General features: G+C 70.4%; 19 protein-coding genes. 7 read left to right on the top strand and 12 right to left on the bottom strand.

From position 1 onward, the window contains the following. Nucleotides 1-344: 344 nt before the first annotated feature. Complete coding sequence (locus ACH4S9_RS08045; protein WP_398370463.1) at nt 345-1,013, bottom strand: DNA-3-methyladenine glycosylase; 669 nt, start codon at nt 1,011-1,013, stop codon at nt 345-347. A gap of 168 nt (nt 1,014-1,181) precedes the next feature. On the opposite strand from ACH4S9_RS08045, the gene ACH4S9_RS08040 reads away from it, so the two are divergent. After that, the gene (locus ACH4S9_RS08040) at nt 1,182-1,964 is read left to right on the top strand and encodes a sporulation protein (RefSeq protein ID WP_311730864.1); all 783 of its coding nucleotides are present in this window, start codon (nt 1,182-1,184) and stop codon (nt 1,962-1,964) included. 109 nt (nt 1,965-2,073) lie between these two features. Here the strand turns inward: ACH4S9_RS08040 and ACH4S9_RS08035 are convergent, their stop codons facing one another. Further along, nucleotides 2,074-2,388, bottom strand: coding sequence for a barstar family protein (locus ACH4S9_RS08035; RefSeq protein WP_311730863.1), 315 nt, complete (start codon nt 2,386-2,388; stop codon nt 2,074-2,076). A gap of 84 nt (nt 2,389-2,472) precedes the next feature. On the opposite strand from ACH4S9_RS08035, the gene ACH4S9_RS08030 reads away from it, so the two are divergent. Further along, complete coding sequence (locus ACH4S9_RS08030) at nt 2,473-3,012, top strand: YbhB/YbcL family Raf kinase inhibitor-like protein (RefSeq protein ID WP_398370460.1); 540 nt, start codon at nt 2,473-2,475, stop codon at nt 3,010-3,012. 156 nt (nt 3,013-3,168) lie between these two features. Then, nucleotides 3,169-3,672: an HNH endonuclease gene (locus ACH4S9_RS08025; RefSeq protein ID WP_311730861.1), complete on the top strand. Its 504-nt coding sequence runs from the start codon at nt 3,169-3,171 to the stop codon at nt 3,670-3,672. A gap of 101 nt (nt 3,673-3,773) precedes the next feature. Here ACH4S9_RS08025 and ACH4S9_RS08020 read toward each other — a convergent pair whose 3' ends face one another. From ACH4S9_RS08020 to ACH4S9_RS08010, 3 genes are all read right to left on the bottom strand, one after another. Continuing rightward, nucleotides 3,774-4,730: an SPFH domain-containing protein gene (locus ACH4S9_RS08020; RefSeq protein WP_311730860.1), complete on the bottom strand. Its 957-nt coding sequence runs from the start codon at nt 4,728-4,730 to the stop codon at nt 3,774-3,776. Nucleotides 4,731-4,935: 205 nt separating this feature from the next. Further along, nucleotides 4,936-5,361 (bottom strand): NfeD family protein, encoded by a 426-nt coding sequence (locus ACH4S9_RS08015; protein ID WP_311730859.1) that lies wholly within the window; start codon nt 5,359-5,361, stop codon nt 4,936-4,938. Between the two features lie 95 nt (nt 5,362-5,456). Then, the gene (locus ACH4S9_RS08010; protein ID WP_311730858.1) at nt 5,457-6,248 is read right to left on the bottom strand and encodes an ABC transporter ATP-binding protein; all 792 of its coding nucleotides are present in this window, start codon (nt 6,246-6,248) and stop codon (nt 5,457-5,459) included. A 110-nt stretch (nt 6,249-6,358) separates the two neighbouring features. On the opposite strand from ACH4S9_RS08010, the gene ACH4S9_RS08005 reads away from it, so the two are divergent. After that, nucleotides 6,359-7,162 (top strand): hypothetical protein, encoded by an 804-nt coding sequence (locus tag ACH4S9_RS08005; protein WP_311730857.1) that lies wholly within the window; start codon nt 6,359-6,361, stop codon nt 7,160-7,162. Nucleotides 7,163-7,241: 79 nt separating this feature from the next. On the opposite strand, the gene ACH4S9_RS08000 is transcribed toward ACH4S9_RS08005, so the two are convergent. From ACH4S9_RS08000 to ACH4S9_RS07990, 3 genes are all read right to left on the bottom strand, one after another. Then, complete coding sequence (locus tag ACH4S9_RS08000) at nt 7,242-7,484, bottom strand: chaplin (RefSeq protein WP_311730856.1); 243 nt, start codon at nt 7,482-7,484, stop codon at nt 7,242-7,244. A gap of 209 nt (nt 7,485-7,693) precedes the next feature. Further along, entirely contained in the window at nt 7,694-8,344 is a 651-nt protein-coding gene (locus ACH4S9_RS07995) for a response regulator transcription factor (protein WP_358848856.1), read from the bottom strand. Continuing rightward, nucleotides 8,337-9,494 carry a GAF domain-containing sensor histidine kinase gene (locus ACH4S9_RS07990; protein ID WP_361193629.1) on the bottom strand — a complete coding sequence of 386 codons (1,158 nt, stop codon included), beginning with the start codon at nt 9,492-9,494 and terminating at the stop codon, nt 8,337-8,339. The genes ACH4S9_RS07995 and ACH4S9_RS07990 overlap by 8 nt, the downstream gene beginning before the upstream one ends. A gap of 447 nt (nt 9,495-9,941) precedes the next feature. On the opposite strand from ACH4S9_RS07990, the gene ACH4S9_RS07985 reads away from it, so the two are divergent. Next, a complete protein-coding gene (locus ACH4S9_RS07985; RefSeq protein ID WP_358848858.1) occupies nt 9,942-10,733 on the top strand; it encodes a transglycosylase SLT domain-containing protein in 792 nt (263 codons plus the stop codon). A 117-nt stretch (nt 10,734-10,850) separates the two neighbouring features. Here the strand turns inward: ACH4S9_RS07985 and ACH4S9_RS07980 are convergent, their stop codons facing one another. Beyond that, a complete protein-coding gene (locus ACH4S9_RS07980; protein ID WP_385350712.1) occupies nt 10,851-13,517 on the bottom strand; it encodes an FHA domain-containing protein in 2,667 nt (888 codons plus the stop codon). A 286-nt stretch (nt 13,518-13,803) separates the two neighbouring features. Here ACH4S9_RS07980 and ACH4S9_RS07975 point away from each other — a divergent pair, with 286 nt between their 5' ends. Together ACH4S9_RS07975 and serB are read left to right on the top strand one after the other, a co-directional pair. Then, nucleotides 13,804-15,171 (top strand): streptophobe family protein, encoded by a 1,368-nt coding sequence (locus ACH4S9_RS07975; RefSeq protein ID WP_398370454.1) that lies wholly within the window; start codon nt 13,804-13,806, stop codon nt 15,169-15,171. A gap of 100 nt (nt 15,172-15,271) precedes the next feature. After that, nucleotides 15,272-16,525, top strand: coding sequence for a phosphoserine phosphatase SerB (gene serB / locus ACH4S9_RS07970; protein WP_398370452.1), 1,254 nt, complete (start codon nt 15,272-15,274; stop codon nt 16,523-16,525). Between the two features lie 67 nt (nt 16,526-16,592). Here serB and ACH4S9_RS07965 read toward each other — a convergent pair whose 3' ends face one another. From ACH4S9_RS07965 to ACH4S9_RS07955, 3 genes are all read right to left on the bottom strand, one after another. Further along, nucleotides 16,593-17,111, bottom strand: a complete 519-nt coding sequence (locus ACH4S9_RS07965; protein ID WP_358848862.1) for a histidine phosphatase family protein — start codon at nt 17,109-17,111, stop codon at nt 16,593-16,595. Nucleotides 17,112-17,344: 233 nt separating this feature from the next. After that, complete coding sequence (locus tag ACH4S9_RS07960; RefSeq protein WP_358848863.1) at nt 17,345-17,530, bottom strand: hypothetical protein; 186 nt, start codon at nt 17,528-17,530, stop codon at nt 17,345-17,347. Between the two features lie 193 nt (nt 17,531-17,723). Then, a complete protein-coding gene (locus ACH4S9_RS07955) occupies nt 17,724-17,840 on the bottom strand; it encodes an SGM_5486 family transporter-associated protein (RefSeq protein ID WP_311730899.1) in 117 nt (38 codons plus the stop codon). Nucleotides 17,841-17,862 lie beyond the last annotated feature (22 nt).

Raw genomic sequence — 17,862 nt, 5'->3', positions numbered from 1 at the left:
CGATCAACCGGAACCGGCCGACCGTACGGGGTATCAACATATCTGGCGTTGACTTTTGGCACGCTGTTGAGTTCTCAAGGAACGGACGCTTCCTTTGAAACCGTTTCACCGGTTTCTCCGGGCGCTTCCCTTCGCTGTGTCCACTACTTTAGCTGATTTCCCGCCCGGCTCCTAATCGAGCCTTTGGATCGAATTTCCGCGCAGCGGAAATAGACCCTGTTCGGGGATCATCGGTAGTGGTTGGCCGCCTGTGGATCGGGGTGTTGTGACCCGACCGAGGTCGTGTCGACAGCAGTGCCCGTCTCAAGCGGCTCGGGCTACGTTAGGCGTCGGGGTGCCCGGAGTCAAGTTCCGTCTGACGGCGCGTCGGATGAGCGGCGGCGGGGGGTGTGGGCCCGGTACGGGCTCACCGTTGGGTCGCCGTCGATCCAGAAGCGCCATGGATGGGTGGCGCCTTCGCCGCCGACGCCCGTGCGCGGGCCGCTCAGCACCTGGTCGGCCGGGGCGGGGGCGCCGGTGAGTATCTCCATCGGGCTCCGGGGGCCGGCGCAGACGTCGACGCCGTTCAGGTGGCGGTCGATGCCGAGAGCCGTGGCCAGGCGCGCCGGCCCCTTGGCCAGCTCGCGATCGTTGCGGGCGGTCGGGCGGTGTTTGTGGGCCCGCTCATGGCCGCTGAGGATCTCCCCGGCCCGCAACAGCACCCCACTGGCCGAGCCTGCCGGGCCGCACACCAGATTCATGCAGTGCCACATGCCGTAGGTGAAGTAGACATACGCATGGCCTGGGGGCCCGAACATGACGGCGTTGCGCTCCGTGCGGCCCCGGTAGGCGTGCGACCCGGGGTCTGCCGGGCCCGCGTACGCCTCGACCTCGGTCAGGCGCAGCTCGATCGGTCCGTCCGGTGTGTGGGTGTGGCGGACGAGGATGCGCCCTAGGAGGTCAGGTGCCACCTCCAGGACGGAACGGTCGAAGAACCGGCGGGGCAGCGGCGTACGGTCGGGTGCTGCGATCACGCGGCCCGAGCGTAGTGCAAGCGATATGAACGGGCGGTTGGAGCAGGGCCGCTCCGCTGACAGGGTGGGCCGGGCGGAACCGCTTCCGGCCGTTTCGCGTTCCTAGGGTTCAACAGTGGTCGTCGTGCGATCAGAACGAGACGCAGGCGCGTCCTTGAGAGGGAGAACATGGGCTTCAAGAAGCTGCTCGCGAGTCTGGGTGCCGGTGGCGCTTCGGTGGAGACGGTGCTGACGGAGGAGAACGTCGTTCCCGGCGGCATCGTCCAGGGCGAGGTCCGGATCCAGGGCGGCTCCGTGGCGCAGCAGATCGAGGGGCTGACGGTCGGTCTTCAGGCGCGGGTCGAGGTGGAGAGCAACGACCAGGAGTACAAGCAGGACGTCGAGTTCACCAGGCAGCAGCTGGGCGGCGCCTTCGAGGTGCAGCCGGGTGCGGTGCACGCGGTGCAGTTCGGTCTTGAGATCCCCTGGGAGACGCCGATCACGACGTTCCTGGGCCAGCACCTCACCGGAATGAACGTGGGTGTGACCACGGAGCTCCAGATCGCGCGCGCCGTGGACTCGGGTGACCTGGACCCGGTGAATGTGCACCCGATCCCCGCGCAGCAGGCGATTCTCGACGCCTTCGGCCAGCTCGGTTTCCGGTTCAAGAGCGCCGACCTGGAGCGCGGGCACATCCGCGGGACGCGGCAGCGGCTGCCGTTCTACCAGGAGATCGAGTTCTACGCGCCGCAGCAGTACCGCGGGCTCAACCAGGTCGAGCTGACCTTCATCGCGGACGACCGCGAGATGGATGTCGTCCTGGAGATGGACAAGAAGCCGGGTCTGTTCACCGAGGGCAGCGACTCCTACCGGTCGTTCACCGTCAACCTGGCGTCCTTCCACGACACCGACTGGGCCGGGTACCTGAACCAGTGGCTCTCCGAGGTCGGCGGGAAGCGCAACTGGTTCTGACCGCGGCCGGTCCGGGCCGCCTCAGGTCCATGACCGCTTCGGTTCCCGCGCGGGGCGCGCACCGTGTTTCTTTTGGTGCGCGCCCCGCGCGCTGTCACCCGCCTGCCCGTCACTCGTAGTGCACGGTCAGCGGGGTTCCGCGGCCGGCCCAGTGCTCGGTGGCCTCGGTGAACACCTCGGCCGCCGTCGCCGCGGCCTCGGGGGCGGCCGTACGGAACGCCTCCCAGCCGTGGACGCGCAGCACAAAGCCCTCCCCCTGCGGGCCCCACCAGGACAGGTCGTGGAGGCAGTCGGCGAGCGCGTCCCAGTTGTGGCCGAACCACTCGGGGAAGCCGAGGTCGCGGGCGCAGCGGTCGAGGAAGCCCGCCTTGTCCCGGACCTCGTCCAGGTGCAGCGAGGCGGTGTGCCGTGTCGGTCCGGTCATGGGGGCATGGTGTCAGCCCGGGCCGTGGTGGTCTCGTTAGGCTGGCCGCCGATACGACCAGCCCGAGCAGCAGGAGGTTCCGACGTGTCCGACCAGAACCGGCGCCCGCTCCCCCATGACTTCCACCCGCCGGTGCCGTCGTTCACCGTGGTGAGCGATGACGTCGAACCCGGGGGCACCCTCAAGTCCGCCCAGGTGTACGCCGAGGGGAACGCCTCGCCGCAGCTGCGCTGGGAGGGGTTCCCCGCGGAGACCAAGAGCTTCGCCGTCACCTGCTACGACCCGGACGCGCCGACGGGCAGCGGGTTCTGGCACTGGGTGTTGTTCGACATCCCGGCGGACGTCACCGAGTTGCCGGCCGATGCGGGCGGCAACAGCTTCGAGGGGCTGCCCGAGGGCGCGGTGCATGCCCGGAACGACTACGGCTCGCGCGACTTCGGCGGGGCCGCGCCGCCGCCCGGGGACGGTTCGCACCGCTATGTGTTCACCGTCTACGCGGTGGACACGGAGAAGCTGGGCCCGGACGCCGATGCCTCGCCCGCGGTCGTCGGCTTCAATCTGCGCTTCCACACGCTGGCGCGCGCCCAGCTGATCGGCGAGTACGAGAACCCGGCCGCCGGCTGACGCTTCCAGTCGGCTTCCAGCTGATCGATCGGGCCCGCCCTCGGGCCTTGTCCGAGGCCTAAATTGCGTTGTCCTCGGCGTCGCTCCCGGCGAAAGATGTATCCCGGCCCGCCCGTCCGTGCGGGCCGGGGTTGGCCGGATGCGGAGGTGGTCGGGATGCGCGAGACGCTGGTTTTGAACGCAAGCTTCGAGCCGCTGTCGGCGGTGTCGCTGCGCCGCGCGGTGGTGCTCGTCCTTCAGAACAAGGCCGTCATCGAACACGCCCACCCCGGAATGCGGGTGCGTGCCGCGGACGTCGATCTGCCCGTGCCGCTGGTGATCCGGCTGTGCCGGTACGTACGCGTGCCGTTCCGAAGACGCGCTCCGTGGTCGCGGCGCGGTGTGCTGGTACGGGACCGGCACCGGTGCGCCTACTGCGGCCGTCGGGCGACGACCGTCGACCATGTGGTGCCGCGGTCGCACGGCGGTGGGGACACCTGGCTCAATACGGTGGCCTCCTGCGCGGAGGACAACCACCGCAAGGCGGACCGGACTCCGGAGCAGGCCGGGATGCGGCTGCTGAGCACGCCGTTCGAGCCGACGCCGTCGGATGCGCTGCTGCTGGCGCTGGGCGCGGCGGAGCGCGATGGTCTGCCGGAGTGGCTGGCGCTCCCCGCCTGATGACCGGGTGGCCCGGCCCCTGATACGTACGAACCCCCCGCGCATGTCTCAAGCGCGGGGGGTTCGTATGTGTCAGAGGACCGGACTTCGGGCGACCGGCGTCAGTCGATCCTGGGCTGTTCGCGGCGCGGGGCGGCCTCCTTGCCCGTGGCGGCCGGGGCGCCGCCGCCGTTGCCGCCCCCCATCGGGCCGAAGTTGCCGATGGCCCCGCCGAGTCCCTTGAGGGCGTCGCCGATCTCGCTGGGCACGATCCAGAGCTTGTTGGCGTCGCCCTCGGCGATCTTCGGCAGCATCTGGAGGTACTGGTACGAGAGCAGCTTCTGGTCCGGGTCTCCGGCGTGGATGGACTCGAAGACCGTACGGATCGCCTGCGCCTCGCCCTCGGCGCGCAGCGCGGCTGCCTTGGCGTCACCCTCGGCCCGCAGGATCGAGGACTGCTTCTCACCTTCGGCGCGCAGGATCTCGGACTGCCGGACACCTTCGGCCTGGAGGATCGCGGCGCGCTTGTCACGGTCGGCGCGCATCTGCTTCTCCATCGAGTCCTGGATGGAGGTCGGCGGCTCGATCGCCTTGAGCTCGACGCGGTTGACGCGGATGCCCCACTTGCCGGTGGCCTCGTCGAGCACTCCGCGCAGCGCCGCGTTGATCTCCTCGCGGGAGGTCAGGGTGCGCTCCAGGTCCATGCCGCCGATGATGTTCCGCAGGGTGGTGACGGTCAGCTGCTCGATCGCCTGGATGTAGCTGGCGACCTCGTAGGTGGCGGCGCGGGCGTCGGTCACCTGGTAGTAGATGACGGTGTCGATGTTCACCACCAGGTTGTCCTGGGTGATCACCGGCTGCGGCGGGAACGGCACGACCTGTTCCCGCAGGTCGACGCGGTTGCGGATCGAGTCGATGAACGGCACGACGATGTTGAGGCCCGCGTTCAGCGTGCGGGTGTAGCGGCCGAAGCGCTCGACGATGGCGGCGCTCGCCTGGGGGATGACCTGGATCGTCTTGATGAGTGCGATGAAGACGAGCACCACCAGGATGATCAGGACGATGATGATCGGTTCCACAGCGGCTTCCCCGTGCCCTTCATGCTTCCGGTTGATCCGTGATGATCAGGTCTGGTCGTCGATCTCGACGTCGATCTTGATGTCGATGTCGATCTCGGTCTGAGTTTGTCAGATCTGAGGACCAGTTGGCAGCCGGGCCGTCCAGTGCTGGTATCCGGCTCGTATCGGCGTATGACGGCTCGGTGGTTCACATGGCCTCCGTGGTTCACATGACCACAGCCGTGGCGCCGTCGATGTCCACGACGTCGACCTGCTGGCCCGGTTCGTAGGCCTGGTCCGGGTCGAGCGCGCGGGCCGACCACACTTCGCCGGCGAGTTTGATCCGTCCGCCGCCGCTTTCGTCCACGCGCTCGAGGACGACGGCCTGGCGGCCCTTCAGCGCCTCCACCCCGCTGACCAGCTCGGGCCGCTGAGTGCGGCTGCGGACCGCGATCGGCCGGACGACGGCGACCAGGGCGACGGAGACCACGGAGAAGACCACGACCTGGAACACCGCGCCGCCGCCGAGCGCATCGGTGATCGCGGCGGCGACGGCACCGACCGCGACCATGCCGAATTCCGGCATCGCGGTCAGCACGAGCGGAATGCCCAGCCCTACGGCGGCGACCAGCCACCACACCCAAGGATCCACAAGGTCATGGTAGTTCTCGGGATGTGTCCGGGAACAGAGCGCGGATCACCCACCGGGAGCGCTTCGGTAAATCGAGACCTGAAAGAAAGGGGGGCTCAGCTCAGCGGCAGACCCTGGGCCGTCCAGCGGTCGCCGTTGCGCTCCACGACCAGCGGGAGTCCGAAGCAGTGCGAGAGGTTGCGGGAGGTCAGCTCGGTCTCGACCGGGCCGGCGGCCAGCACCTTGCCCTGGCGGATCATCAGGACGTGGGTGAAGCCGGGGGCGATCTCCTCCACATGATGTGTCACCATGATCATCGAGGGGGCGAGCGGGTCGCGGGCGAGCCGGCCCAGGCGCCGTACGAGGTCCTCGCGGCCGCCGAGGTCCAGGCCGGCCGCGGGCTCGTCGAGGAGCAGCAGCTCGGGGTCGGTCATCATGGCCCGGGCGATGAGGGTGCGCTTGCGCTCGCCCTCGGAGAGGGTGCCGAACTTCCGGTCGAGGTGGTCGGTCATGCCGAGGCGGTCCAGGAACGCGCGGGCGCGCTGCTCGTCGACGGCCTCGTAGTCCTCGTGCCAGTGGGCGGTCATGCCGTACGCGGCGGTGAGCACGGTCTGGAGCACGGTCTGGCGGCGGGGCAGCTTGTCGGCCATGGCGATGCCGGCCATGCCGATGCGGGGGCGCAGTTCGAAGACGTCGACCGCGCCGAGCTGCTCGCTGAGGATCCGGACGGTCCCGGTGCTCGGGAAGAGATAGCTCGAGGCCACATTGAGCAGGGTGGTCTTGCCGGCACCGTTGGGCCCGAGGATCACCCAGCGCTCCCCCTCTTTGATCGACCAGGAGACCTCGTCCACCAGAGCCCGACCATCGCGGACCACGGATACGTCCACCAGCTCCAGAACATCGCTCATGAGCGCGTTGTCTCCCATTGCAGTCTCGAGTGTCGCGTGCGCCTGTAGGCGCCGCCCCCAGAGGAAAACCTACGCCACGTATTGTCAGCGCCAGTCCTTAGGCTGGTGGCATGCTCGATGAACCGCGCTCAGGGCGCCTTGCCGCCTGGGGAAATGCCCTTCTCGCCGGACTTGTCTCCCCGGATGAGGCCGCGCATCGCATCGCGGCCGACGACGTTTCGCACCGCGTGGCCGATTTGCCGGGGGAAACCGCCCCGGTCGGGCTGACGCTCGCGCTCGGGCGGCTGCGGGCGCTCGGGGCCAAGGGGCTGCGGGTGGCACTGCCGATAGCGGGGCATCCGCTGGGGCTCTGCGGCCCGCCCGAGTTCAACGCGCGGGCGCTGGACGCGGGCGAGGCGGTGATCGTCACGGGGGTGGCGGTGGGCCTGGTGCCGGAGGTGTTCCAGGCAGGGCCCGAGGGCGATGTGCATGTCGAGGTGGTGTGGCACTCCCTGCCGGTGCGGGAGGCGCCGCCGGCCGATGTGCCGTCGCTGGGCGAGGCCGAGCGGGAGCTGGCGGAGGCGCTGCGCGATGCCACCGAGGTGCTGTCGCGGCTGAATGTCGCCGGGGCGGGCCCGGCCGCGCAGGCGGCCCTGGAGGCGTACCGGGCGCGGGCGGGGCGGGGGCGCGAGGTGCTCGCGCCGGGCTATCCGCCGCGGGCGCTGCGGGTGTTGGAGCTGGCCCAGCGGGTGGGCGCGCTGGTCGAGATCGCGCATGGGCCGGGCGCGGCGGCCGGGGAGCACGGCGCGGCGGTGAGCGCGTCGGAGATCGCGGCGCGGGCCGAGGCGCTGCGGCCGGTGGAGCGTACGGCGCGGCGGGCGCAGGTGGCGGCGTACAACGCGTATGTGGAGGAGCTGGAGCGCGGCGGGTCCTGAGGCCCGCCCGGGCGCGGCGACACCCCGGCGGCCGGACCGCCGGGGTGTCGGGATGTCGAGGTGCCCGCGAGGGCGATGCTCAGCGGTTGCCGCAGGGGGTGCCGAGGAACTCGTTCAGCACCCCGACGGCGCTGACGGTGTTGTTGCAGGCGTTGACGGGGACGTACGCGGGCACCTGGGCGTGGTTGCCGGCGACGACGCCAGGGGAGTCCACGGCCTGGCCGTGAGCCTGGGGGCCTTCGGCCGAGGCGGCACCGGCCCCCGCGATGGCGAGGCCGCCCGCCGCGATGGTGACGGCCGCGAACTTCTTGATGCTCTTCACTTGATAAGACCCTTCTCACGCAACACCGCGGCGGTCCGCCGCGGCCGCCTTGGAGAACGGCTCGAGGCGGGCTCGGTTGCGCTGTCCGGGGGACATACACACGACGGTATGAATCTCGGCTCGACCGACCGCACTCCCGTATCACCAACAGATCGCCGCTTAGTGCGACAATCCAGGCAATCCACCCCTTCGCCCGAGCCCGCCTCGGCCTAGGCCCCGATCCCGTGGCGCACGGCCCACAGCGCCGCCTGGGTCCGGTCGGCGAGGTCCAGCTTCATCAGAATGTTGGACACATGGGTCTTCACGGTCTTTTCGGACAGGACCAGCGCGCGGGCGATCTCCCGGTTGGACCGGCCGTCCGCGATCAGCGCCAGCACCTCGCGCTCCCGCTCGGTGAGCGTGCCGCCCCGCCCATGGCCGCCGCCCGTCTCCTCCTGGGAGAGCAGCGCCAGGGCCACCTCGGGCTGAAGCAGCACATGCCCGGCGTGTACGGACCTGATGGCGCCCGCGAGGGCCTCGGGGTCCACGTCCTTGTAGACATATCCGGCCGCGCCCGCACGCAGGGCGGGGACGACGGTGCGCTGCTCGGTGAAGCTGGTGACGACCAGCACCCGGGCGGGGTTGTCGAGGCCGCGCAGCCGGCGCAGCGCCTCGACGCCGTCGGTGCCGGGCATCTTCACATCCATCAGGATCACATCGGGCCGCAGCTCCTCGGCGCGGGCCACGCCCTCCTCGCCGTCGGCCGCCTCCCCCACCACCTCGATGTCGTCCTGCACCTCCAGGAACGTCCGGAGCCCGCGCCGCACCACTTGGTGGTCGTCCACGAGCAACACCCGGATCCCTCGGACCGGCTCAGCCACCGGGCACCTCCATTTCGATCACGGTGCCCTTTCCGGGCTCCGACTCCACGGTCAGACGGCCGCCCACGCCGCTCGCCCGGTCGCGCATCGAGACCAGGCCCAGATGGCGCCCCGCCCGCCGGACGGCCGACGGGTCGAAGCCCCCGCCGTCGTCGGCCACGCGGAGCAGCACGCCCTGGCCGTGGCGGGACAGGGTGACCTCGACCCGTTCGGCGTCCGCGTGGCGCAGCGCGTTGTGCAGGGCCTCCTGCGCCACCCGCAGCAGCGCCTCGTCCTGGGCCGCGGGCAGCGCCCGGACGCCGCGGGCGGCGAAGGTGACGCGGGCGCTGTGGGCGCGGTCCAGGACCCGTATCTGGGTGCGCAGGGTGGCGACGAGGCCGTCCTCGTCGAGGGCGGCCGGGCGCAGCTCGACGACGGCGGAGCGCAGCTCGTCGGCCGCCTCGGCGGCGAGGGCGGCTATCTGCTGGAGCTCGCCCTTGGCCCGGGCGGGGTCGCGGTCCACGAGCGCGGCGGCGGCCTGGGCGGTCAGCCGCAGCGAGAAGAGCTTCTGGGAGACGGCGTCGTGCAGCTCATGGGCGAGCCGGGCCCGCTCTCCGGCGATGGTGAGCTCGCGGCTGCGCTCGTAGAGCCGGGCGTTGGTGAGGGCGATGGCGGCGTGCTGGGCGAGGATGCCCAGCAGCTCCTCGTCCTTCACGGTGAATCCGCAGCTTCCGCTGGGCTTGGGGCAGCGCTTGTTGGCCAGGAAGAGCGCGCCGAGGACTTCGTCGTCATCCGCGATCGGAAGTCCGATGAAGTCAGACATTTCGGGGTGCGCGTCGGGCCAGCCCTCGAAGCGCGGATCCCGGCGGACATCGGCGAGCCGCTGCGGGGTGGCATCCCGCAGCATCGCGGCCAGGATGCCGTGCTGGCGAGGCAGCGGGCCGATGGCCTTCCACTGCTCGTCACTGACCCCATCTACTACGAACTGGGCAAAGCCCCCGTGGTCGTCCGGAACACCCAGCGCCGCATACTCCGCATCAAGCAGCTCACGAGCGGACACAACGATCGTCTTTAGGACATCGCGGACTTCCAGGTGTCTGCTCATGGCGAGCAGCGCACCGCTCACATTGGCCAGGCCCGCCCCTGCCCCGCCACCGCGTCCCTTTGTCATGAGCCTCACCGTACCGGCGGACTCGACTCGGGCATATCGGCCGGTCGACGCCACTCCTCGGGACCAAAGTCCTAGTCCCGAGGAGGGAGGGAATCGCTTTGGAACGGCGCGTCGCGCTGCCCCTGAATGGCGACCACAGTATGTATTTGCTCAGGCACATCACGCGATACGGAAGCCTCGGTGTTGTGACCCCTGACACAGGACCTGAATCACGTACGACCACGAATAGTGGACGTTTGAAAGCAGTCGTGAGCGGGGAAGACGGCCGCTCGGACAGGCGGGAGCGGCCCAGGTGTCCACTAAGCAGGGTCGTATGTCACACCTTTGCCACAACATTTTGCGGACGCTAAGAATTTCCCAGTCGCATCGCGCCGTAGCTCAGAACACGGCGTTCACGAGCGCCGTTTTGGCCTGCGACACGAGCGATTGGAAGAGGTTTAGTCCGCCATGCCTGTCCCCCGCATTCCCGGTTACAGCCGTCTGACCAAGACTCACAAGTTCTCCGCCGCCGGCATCGCCGCCGCGGGCGCCGCCGCCCTCGCGTTCGCCGTCGTCCCGGGCCAGTCCGATGGCCACACGACCGCCGCCAAGGAACTGCCCGCCAAACCCGTGGCCTGGAGCAAGCAGGTCGTCAACCACGAGGCCCAGCACGAGAGCCTCGTCAAGCAGTCCGAGCTCGCCTCGCAGCAGGCGAAGGAGGAGGCCGCGAAGAAGAAGGCGGCCGAGGAAGCGGCGGAGAAGAAGGCCGCTGAGGAAGCCGCCAAGAAGAAGGCCGCCGAGGAAGCGGCGAAGAAGAAGGCGGCCGAGGAGGCCGCCGCCAAGAAGGCCGCCGAGGAGAAGGCCGCCAAGGAGAAGGCGGACAAGGAGCGGGCCGCCAAGGAGGCCGCGAGCCGCGCCGCCGCCCGCAAGCCGGTCTACGCGAACAACCTCGACGGCTGGATCAAGGAGTCGCTCGCGGTCATGAAGGAGAAGGGCATCCCGGGCAGCTACAACGGGATCTACCGGAACCTCATGCGGGAGTCGAGCGGCAACCCGCGCGCCATCAACCTGTGGGACATCAACGCCAAGAACGGCATTCCCTCGAAGGGCCTGCTCCAGGTCATAGACCCGACCTTCAAGGCCTACCACGTCGACGGCACCTCCTGGGACATCTACGACCCGGTCGCCAACATCACCGCCGCGTGCAACTACGCGTACCACCGCTACGGCTCGATGGACAACGTCAACGGCCCGTACTAAACCGGATTATCCGGCTGAATCGGCCGAACCGGACGCCTGACACGCCGAAGGGCGGCGGCACCCTCACGTTGCGAGGGGTGCCGCCGCCCTTCCGTGTTGCGGGCGTGAGGCGTTCCGCTACTTGCGCATGACCTCCGGCTCGTGGCGGCGCAGCAGCCGGGCGACCAGGACGGCGCAGATGACGCCGAGCGCGAGCAGCACCAGGACGTCGATGGTCCACTGCGACGCGGCGTGCTCCCACAGGGGGTCGGTGTCATTGGGCTTCTTGCGGTCCCAGGGCGCCATCATGTGGCCGGGGCCGGGACCGAGGTCCAGGGTCGCTCCGGCCGCGCCGACCGCCCAGCGGGACGGCATCAGATAGGCGAACTGCTCGATGCCCGGCGATCCGTAGATCTTGAACAGGATGCCGGTGAAGACGACCTGGACGATCGCGAACATGACCAGCAGCGGCATGGTCTTCTCGGCGGTCTTCACCAGCGCGGAGATCACCAGGCCGACCATCATCGAGGTGAAGCCGATCGCGATGATGGCCAGGCACAGCTCGAGGGCCGGGGGCATGATCAGGCCCTCCTCCGGCAGCTCGCGGGTCGAGAACCCGATGGCGCAGATGATCACGGCCTGGAAGGCGGTGATCACGCCGAGCACGATCACCTTCGACATCAGATAGGCCGAGCGGGACAGGCCGACCGCCCGTTCCCGTTCGTAGATCACCCGCTCCTTGATCAGTTCTCGTACGGAGTTGGCCGCGCCGGAGAAGCACATGCCGACCACGAGGATCAGCATGATGGTGCCCGAGTCCTGGTTGAACTGGCCCTTCGGCGCCTTGGTGAGGCCGAAGTCCGAGGGGATCACGATGCTCACCGCGCCGAGGACGGCGGGCAGGATCACCATCAGCCCCAGGAAGCCCTTGTCCGAGGCGATCACCGAGGTGTAGCGGCGCATCAGGGTCCACAGCTGGGAGCCCCAGCTCTGCGGCTTCTGCACACGCGCCGGGGGCGGCTGGACGTGTACGGACTGCGGGGCGACGGCGTCGAGGTCCGCGGCGTACATCTGGTAGTGCTGTGAACCGCGCCAGCGGCCCGCCCAGTCGTAGTCGCGGTAGTTCTCGAAGGCGGAGAAGACATCCGCCCAGGTCTCGTACCCGAAGAAGTTGAGCGCCTCCTCGGGCGGGCCGAAGTAGGCGACCGAGCCGCCCGGCGCCATGACCAGCAGCTTGTCGCAGAGCGCCAGCTCGGCCACCGAGTGGGTGACGACCAGCACGGTGCGGCCGTCGTCGGCGAGGCCGCGCAGCAGCTGCATCACATCGCGGTCCATGCCCGGGTCGAGGCCGGAGGTCGGCTCGTCCAGGAAGATCAGCGACGGCTTGGTGAGCAGCTCCAGCGCCACGGAGACGCGCTTGCGCTGGCCGCCGGAGAGCGAGGTGACCTTCTTGTCGGCGTGTATGTCCAGCTTGAGCTCGCGCAGCACCTCGCCGATCCGGGCCTCGCGCTCGGCCTCGGCGGTGTCGCCGGGGAACCGGAGCTTGGCGGCGTAGCGCAGCGCCTTACGGACGGACAGCTCCTTGTGCAGGATGTCGTCCTGCGGAACCAGACCGATGCGCTGGCGCAGCTCGGCGAACTGCTTGTAGAGGTTCCGGTTGTCGTAGAGGACATCGCCCTGGTTGGCCGGGCGGTAGCCGGTGAGCGCCTTGAGCAGGGTGGACTTGCCGGAACCGGACGGGCCGATGACCGCGACCAGCGACTTCTCGGGGACGCCGAAGGAGACGTCCTTGAGGATCTGCTTGCCGCCGTCGACCGTCACCGTCAGATGGCGGGCCGAGAAGGACACCGCACCGGTGTCGACGAACTCCTCGAGGCGGTCGCCGACGAGCCGGAAGGTGGAGTGACCGACACCGACGATGTCGCTCGGGCCGATGATCTGCTGGCGGACCGGCTGACCGTTGACGTACGTGCCGTTGTGGCTGCCGAGGTCGCGGATCTCGAAGCGGCCGTCGGGCAGGGCCCGGAACTCCGCGTGGTTGCGGGAGACCTGGAGGTCGGAGACGACCAGCTCGTTCTCCAGGGCACGACCGATGCGCATCACCCGGCCGACGGCCAGCTGGTGGAAGGTGGTCGGGCTGCGGTCGCCCTGGGCCGGCGGGGCCCCGGCGCCGGCGCCGGGGACTTTCTGCGCCGGGTACTGGGCCGGGCTCTGCTGCGGGGCGTGCGCCTGCGGGGCCGGCTGCTGGGGAGCCTGGTGCTGAGGAGCCTGCTGCTGCGGTACGAAGGGCTGCTGCTGGTGGGGCGGCTGCTGCGGCCCGCCCTGCGGCTGTGGCCACCCCTGGGGCTGCGGCTGCTGCTGGCCGGCCTGGGGCCAGGCGGGGCCGCCGGGCTGCTGCTGGTACGGAGGCTGCTGGTGGGGCGCCTGCGGCGGCGCGGCCATCGCCTGCGGCGCGCTGTAGGCGCCCGCGGCGACCCCGGGAGCGCCGACCGCGCCCGCCGCCCCGCCGGAGAGGGTCAGCCGGGGACCGTCGGTGGCGTTCCCGAGATGGACGGCCGATCCCGCACCGATCTCCATCTGCTGGACCCGCTGGCCCTGCACATAAGTGCCGTTGGTACTGCCGTGGTCCTCGATGACCCAACTGCGCCCGCCCCAGCGCACGGTGGCGTGCCGCCAGGACACCCTGGCGTCGTCCAGCACCATGTCGCCCTGCGGATCACGTCCGAGGCTATATGACCTGGATGGATCAAGTGTCCAGGTCTGTCCGTTCAATTCCAGTACAAGTTCCGGCACTCCACGCCCCACTACTTGTCCCCCGATAGATCCCCTGTGCGGGGAGTCTAGGGATGTCGAACATCGTGAGGAACTATTTCAGGCTCAGTCACAGAACCGGAAGTCGGGCATTGGCAGGACCGCCCGGGGGCGGCGTTGACTCATCCGAAAGGCCCCCGGAAAGTGGTGAGAGCCCATCGATGGGACAGATCATGGATCACCCGGGCAACTCATCACGATCGGGGGGACCGACGCCATGGGTGCGAGCGGTGGAGGGCGAGCGCGCCCGGGAGAGGTGTTGCTCGCCGCGGTGGCCGCGGTGAGCTGGGCATTTCTGGCCATGGCCGGCGTCGCCGCGCTCGGGCTGCACCTGGTCGGCGCGGACGGGGCGGGCGCGCTCGGCCCCATGACAGCGGCCGCGGTGGTGCTCGCGGTCGGCGGCTCCGTCATCCCGTCCGGGGATGTGGAGGCGTTCGGACTCCAGGGCGCCCAGGCCCATTCGGCCATCGACGTGGTGTCGCTGGGCATCGGCCTGGTGGGCGCGCTGCTGCTGGGCTGGGTGTTCGTACGGTCGCTGCGCGGGGCCGGCGCGGTGATCGGCGGGGCCGAACTGGCCGCGCGGGCAGGGGCGGTGGCCCTGCTCTTCCTGCTGGTGCTCGCCGGGCTCACGTGGGTGGGCAACGATACCGTCACAATCGACGCCGCCTCGCTCGGCCTGAAGGGCAAACCGGAACAGGAGGGACTGCTCGGTAAACTCCCGGGCGAGCTGGGCGATATCGCGGACATCGGCAGCGGGCTGCTGCCGGACCGGATCCAGCGGCTCATCGACGCCAAGGCGGCGGTCGGGTTCACCGTCGAGGCGGGGCGCTCCGTGCTGGGCGGCGCGGTCTGGGTCGTCGCGGTGCTGCTCATCGCGGTGCTGGTGGCGCGCCGCGCGCCGATGCCGCGCGGGCTCGAGGCGGCGCACCGCACCGTCCGGCCGGCCGCCTCCGCGCTGTACGGGGTGCTGGTGCTCGCGGTCGGGGCGGGTCTCGCGGCGGCGCTGTACGCGGCGATCGGCGACGACCACCCCCGCCTGGTCCTCGGGTCGGCGCTGCTCGGCGCGCCGAACGGGGTGTGGCTCGGGGTGCCACTGGGGCTGTTCGTGCCCTGGCACGGCGGGGCGAGCGGGGCGCTGGTGCGGGTGCTGCCCGATCCGCTCGACAAGCTGCTGGCCGACGAGAAGGACGAGCCGATCACGGTGGCGCGCCTCGCGGAGCTGGACGGCCGGGTGTGGCTGCTGGCGGTGGCCTGTGTGCTGATGATCCTGGCGGCCGGGGTGCTGACCGCGGTCCGTACGCCCGTCGGCCGGACCTCGCGGGCGGGTTTTGTGGGACGGTGCGCGCTGTGGCTGGGGATCGTCACGGCGCTCACGCTGCCGCTGCTGGTCCGGCTGACGGGAGTGTCCGCCGGGGCGAGCCTGTCGGTGCTGGGCTTCGACGCCTTCGGCGCCGGGATCGAGCTGTACGGCAACGGCCCGGCGGCGCTGGCGCTGGGCGCCGGGTGGGGCGCGGCGGCGGGGGCCGCCGGGGCGCTGGCGGCCTGGGCCACGGGGGCCGCGGGCGGGCAGGCTTCCCGGTTCGCGCTCGACTCGGCGCGCGGGTCGGCTCACGGGTCGGCGCCCGGGTCGCGACTCAACGGCGCATGACGGCCCGGCTACAGCGAAATGAACGTTTTGTACCGTACAGCCGTCCGTAGCGCGGACTGCCGCGCGATCGTCCCGAGTGGGCGGATACGGTGGGAAGACCATGAGCACATCGCAGATCCCCCCTGCCACCGCCGTCCCGGACGACGATGTCCCCACTCTCCTCGTCAAGATCTTCGGCAAGGACCGCCCCGGCATCACCGCCGGGCTCTGCGACACCCTCGCCGCCTACGGCGTGAACATAGTCGACATAGAGCAGGTGGTCACGCGCGGCCGCATCGTGCTCTGCGTGCTGGTGACCGCGCCCACCGGCGGCTGGACCTCCGAGGGTGACCTGCGGGCGACCGTGCACAGCTGGGCCGACTCGATGCGGCTTCAGGCCGAGATCATCTCCGGGCGGGGCGACAACCGCCCCCGTGGCACGGGCCGGTCCCATGTCACCGTGCTGGGCCATCCGCTGACCGCCGAGTCGACGGCGCGGATCGCGGCCAGCATCACCGGCAGCGGCGGCAACATCGACCGGATCTTCCGGCTCGCGAAGTACCCCGTGACGGCCGTGGAGTTCGAGGTGTCCGGCACCGAGACGAGCACGCTGCGCACCGCGCTGGTCACCGAGGCCGCCGGGATCGGCGTGGACGTGGCCGTGGTGGCGTCGGGTCTCCAGCGCCGGGCGCAGCGCCTGGTGGTCATGGACGTGGACTCCACCCTGATCCAGGACGAGGTGATCGAGCTCTTCGCGGCGCACGCGGGGTGCGAGGCGGAGGTCGCCGAGGTCACGGCGCGGGCCATGCGCGGTGAGCTGGACTTCGAGCAGTCGCTGCACGCGCGGGTCGCGCTGCTGGCGGGGATCGACGAGTCCGTGGTGGACAAGGTGCGCGCGGAGGTGCGGCTCACGCCCGGCGCCCGCACCCTGATCCGTACGCTCAAGCGCCTCGGCTACCAGGTCGGCGTGGTCTCCGGCGGCTTCACGCAGGTGACCGACGACCTCAAGGAGCGGCTGGGCCTGGACTTCGCCTCCGCCAACACCCTGGAGGTGGTGGACGGCAAGCTGACCGGGCGCGTGGTCGGGGAGGTCGTGGACCGGGCGGGCAAGGCGCGGCTGCTGCGGCGCTTCGCGGCCGAGGCCGGGGTGCCGCTGGTGCAGACCGTCGCGATCGGGGACGGGGCCAACGACCTGGACATGCTCAACGCGGCCGGGCTCGGGGTCGCGTTCAACGCCAAGCCGGTGGTGCGGGAGGCCGCGCACACCGCCGTGAACGTGCCGTTCCTGGACACCGTGCTGTATCTGCTGGGGATCACCCGCGAAGAGGTGGAGGCGGCGGACACGGTCGGCGGAGACGACCGAGCCGACGGCTGAGCGAAGGCGTCACGGTACGGGTCGGGCCCGGGCGGCAAGGCTGCCCGGGCCCGACCGTTCGTGATCATCACTCGTGGGGCGCCCAGAAGAAGCTGAGGCGGCCGACGCCGTGCTCCACCGACTTCCAGGACCCGGTGAAGGTCACCACCGCGACGGCGGAGGTCGGGAATCCGCTCCGGGACATCCGCTCCCGCGTGCCCTCCTCGGCCTCGCCCGCGAGCGCGTCCGCCAGGGCGTGCATGCCGGGGTTGTGGCCGACCAGCAGCAGATCGCTCACGTCGTCGGACGTCTCGTTGAGCAGGGCGATGAGCTCGCCGAGCGAGGCCTCGTACAGCCGCTCCTCGTAGACGGTCTTCGGCCGCTGCGGCAGCTCGTGTACCACGAGCTTCCAGGTCTCCCGCGTGCGGACGGCGGTGGAGCAGAGGGTGAGGTCCGGGTTGATCCCGGCTTCGGCGAGCCGGCGGCCGGCCAGCGGGGCGTCTTTGCGGCCGCGCTCCGCGAGCGGCCGGTCATGGTCGGATACCTGGGGCCAGTCGGCCTTGGCGTGTCGGAGAAGGACGATCCTGCGGGGCACATCGACGCTCATGTATCCCAGCTTCGCATGAAACCGGGTGCCTGGCGCAGGGTGTTGAAGCGGACCTCGTCCTCAGGTGAGTAAGACCGTCCGGTGGTAGGGAGCGCGGGTGAAGGAGGGGGCGCCGCCCAGGCCCGCCAGGGCCGAGGGGGAGGGTCGAGGGCCGAGCCTGGGAGCGCGACGCCGCGGGCCCTACTGCCGGACGGTCTGAGGACGGGGCGGACGGGCACGGCGGCGGCGAGGTGTCACGGCTGATGCGTGAGGGCGCCCCGCACCAGCTCGAAGACGCACGAGAGCGTCCCGGAGCCGCCCGCTGCGCGGGCGTCGGCGGAGCCCGCGAGCAGCAGGAGGGCGGTGAAGGCCAGCGTCGGGAGCGCGAGTGCCCACCACGGCAGCCGGCTGTCCATGCTGCACTCTTCACGCTCGGACATGGGGATCGCCTCCGGGGTGCGAACGGGTGCGTGACCGGCGGCCGGCGACGGGCCGGGCCATGGCCACCGCGGTTCTTCCGACGCGTACGAATCTACGGAGCGGCGGGGGCCGGTCCCATCCGGTGAACCACCCAGTTGCCCCTGACCCTGGCCCCCTAAGGGATGGTGGGGTTTACTACACCCCTGCTGCCCCTCAGGGCGAGGCGATGGTCGCGATCACGCCGATGACCACGGTGATGCCGAGCATCACGCCCAGGATGATGAGCAGCTTCTTCTGGCCGTTCGGCGGGTTCTCGTCGAGCACTGGCATGGCCCAAGTGTCCCATCGCCCC

Origin of the sequence: Streptomyces sp. NPDC021225 (genome assembly GCF_044332865.1) — a bacterium.
Taxonomy (GTDB): Bacteria; Actinomycetota; Actinomycetes; order Streptomycetales; family Streptomycetaceae; genus Streptomyces.
The sequence above is the reverse complement of the archived record's forward strand: the minus strand, read 5'-3'. Positions and strand labels throughout refer to the sequence as shown.

Bases quoted from the DNA above. Each gene is read 5' to 3' on its own strand.
- ACH4S9_RS08040 (WP_311730864.1), top strand. From the start codon at position 1,182: ATGGGCTTCAAGAAGCTGCTCGCGAGTCTGGGTGCCGGTGGCGCTTCG.
- ACH4S9_RS08035 (WP_311730863.1), bottom strand. From the start codon at position 2,388: ATGACCGGACCGACACGGCACACCGCCTCGCTGCACCTGGACGAGGTC.
- ACH4S9_RS08025 (WP_311730861.1), top strand. From the start codon at position 3,169: ATGCGCGAGACGCTGGTTTTGAACGCAAGCTTCGAGCCGCTGTCGGCG.
- ACH4S9_RS08010 (WP_311730858.1), bottom strand. From the start codon at position 6,248: ATGAGCGATGTTCTGGAGCTGGTGGACGTATCCGTGGTCCGCGATGGT.
- ACH4S9_RS08005 (WP_311730857.1), top strand. From the start codon at position 6,359: ATGCTCGATGAACCGCGCTCAGGGCGCCTTGCCGCCTGGGGAAATGCC.
- ACH4S9_RS07990 (WP_361193629.1), bottom strand. From the start codon at position 9,494: ATGACAAAGGGACGCGGTGGCGGGGCAGGGGCGGGCCTGGCCAATGTG.
- ACH4S9_RS07985 (WP_358848858.1), top strand. From the start codon at position 9,942: ATGCCTGTCCCCCGCATTCCCGGTTACAGCCGTCTGACCAAGACTCAC.
- serB (WP_398370452.1), top strand. From the start codon at position 15,272: ATGAGCACATCGCAGATCCCCCCTGCCACCGCCGTCCCGGACGACGAT.
- ACH4S9_RS07965 (WP_358848862.1), bottom strand. From the start codon at position 17,111: ATGAGCGTCGATGTGCCCCGCAGGATCGTCCTTCTCCGACACGCCAAG.
- ACH4S9_RS07960 (WP_358848863.1), bottom strand. From the start codon at position 17,530: ATGTCCGAGCGTGAAGAGTGCAGCATGGACAGCCGGCTGCCGTGGTGG.
- ACH4S9_RS07955 (WP_311730899.1), bottom strand. From the start codon at position 17,840: ATGCCAGTGCTCGACGAGAACCCGCCGAACGGCCAGAAGAAGCTGCTC.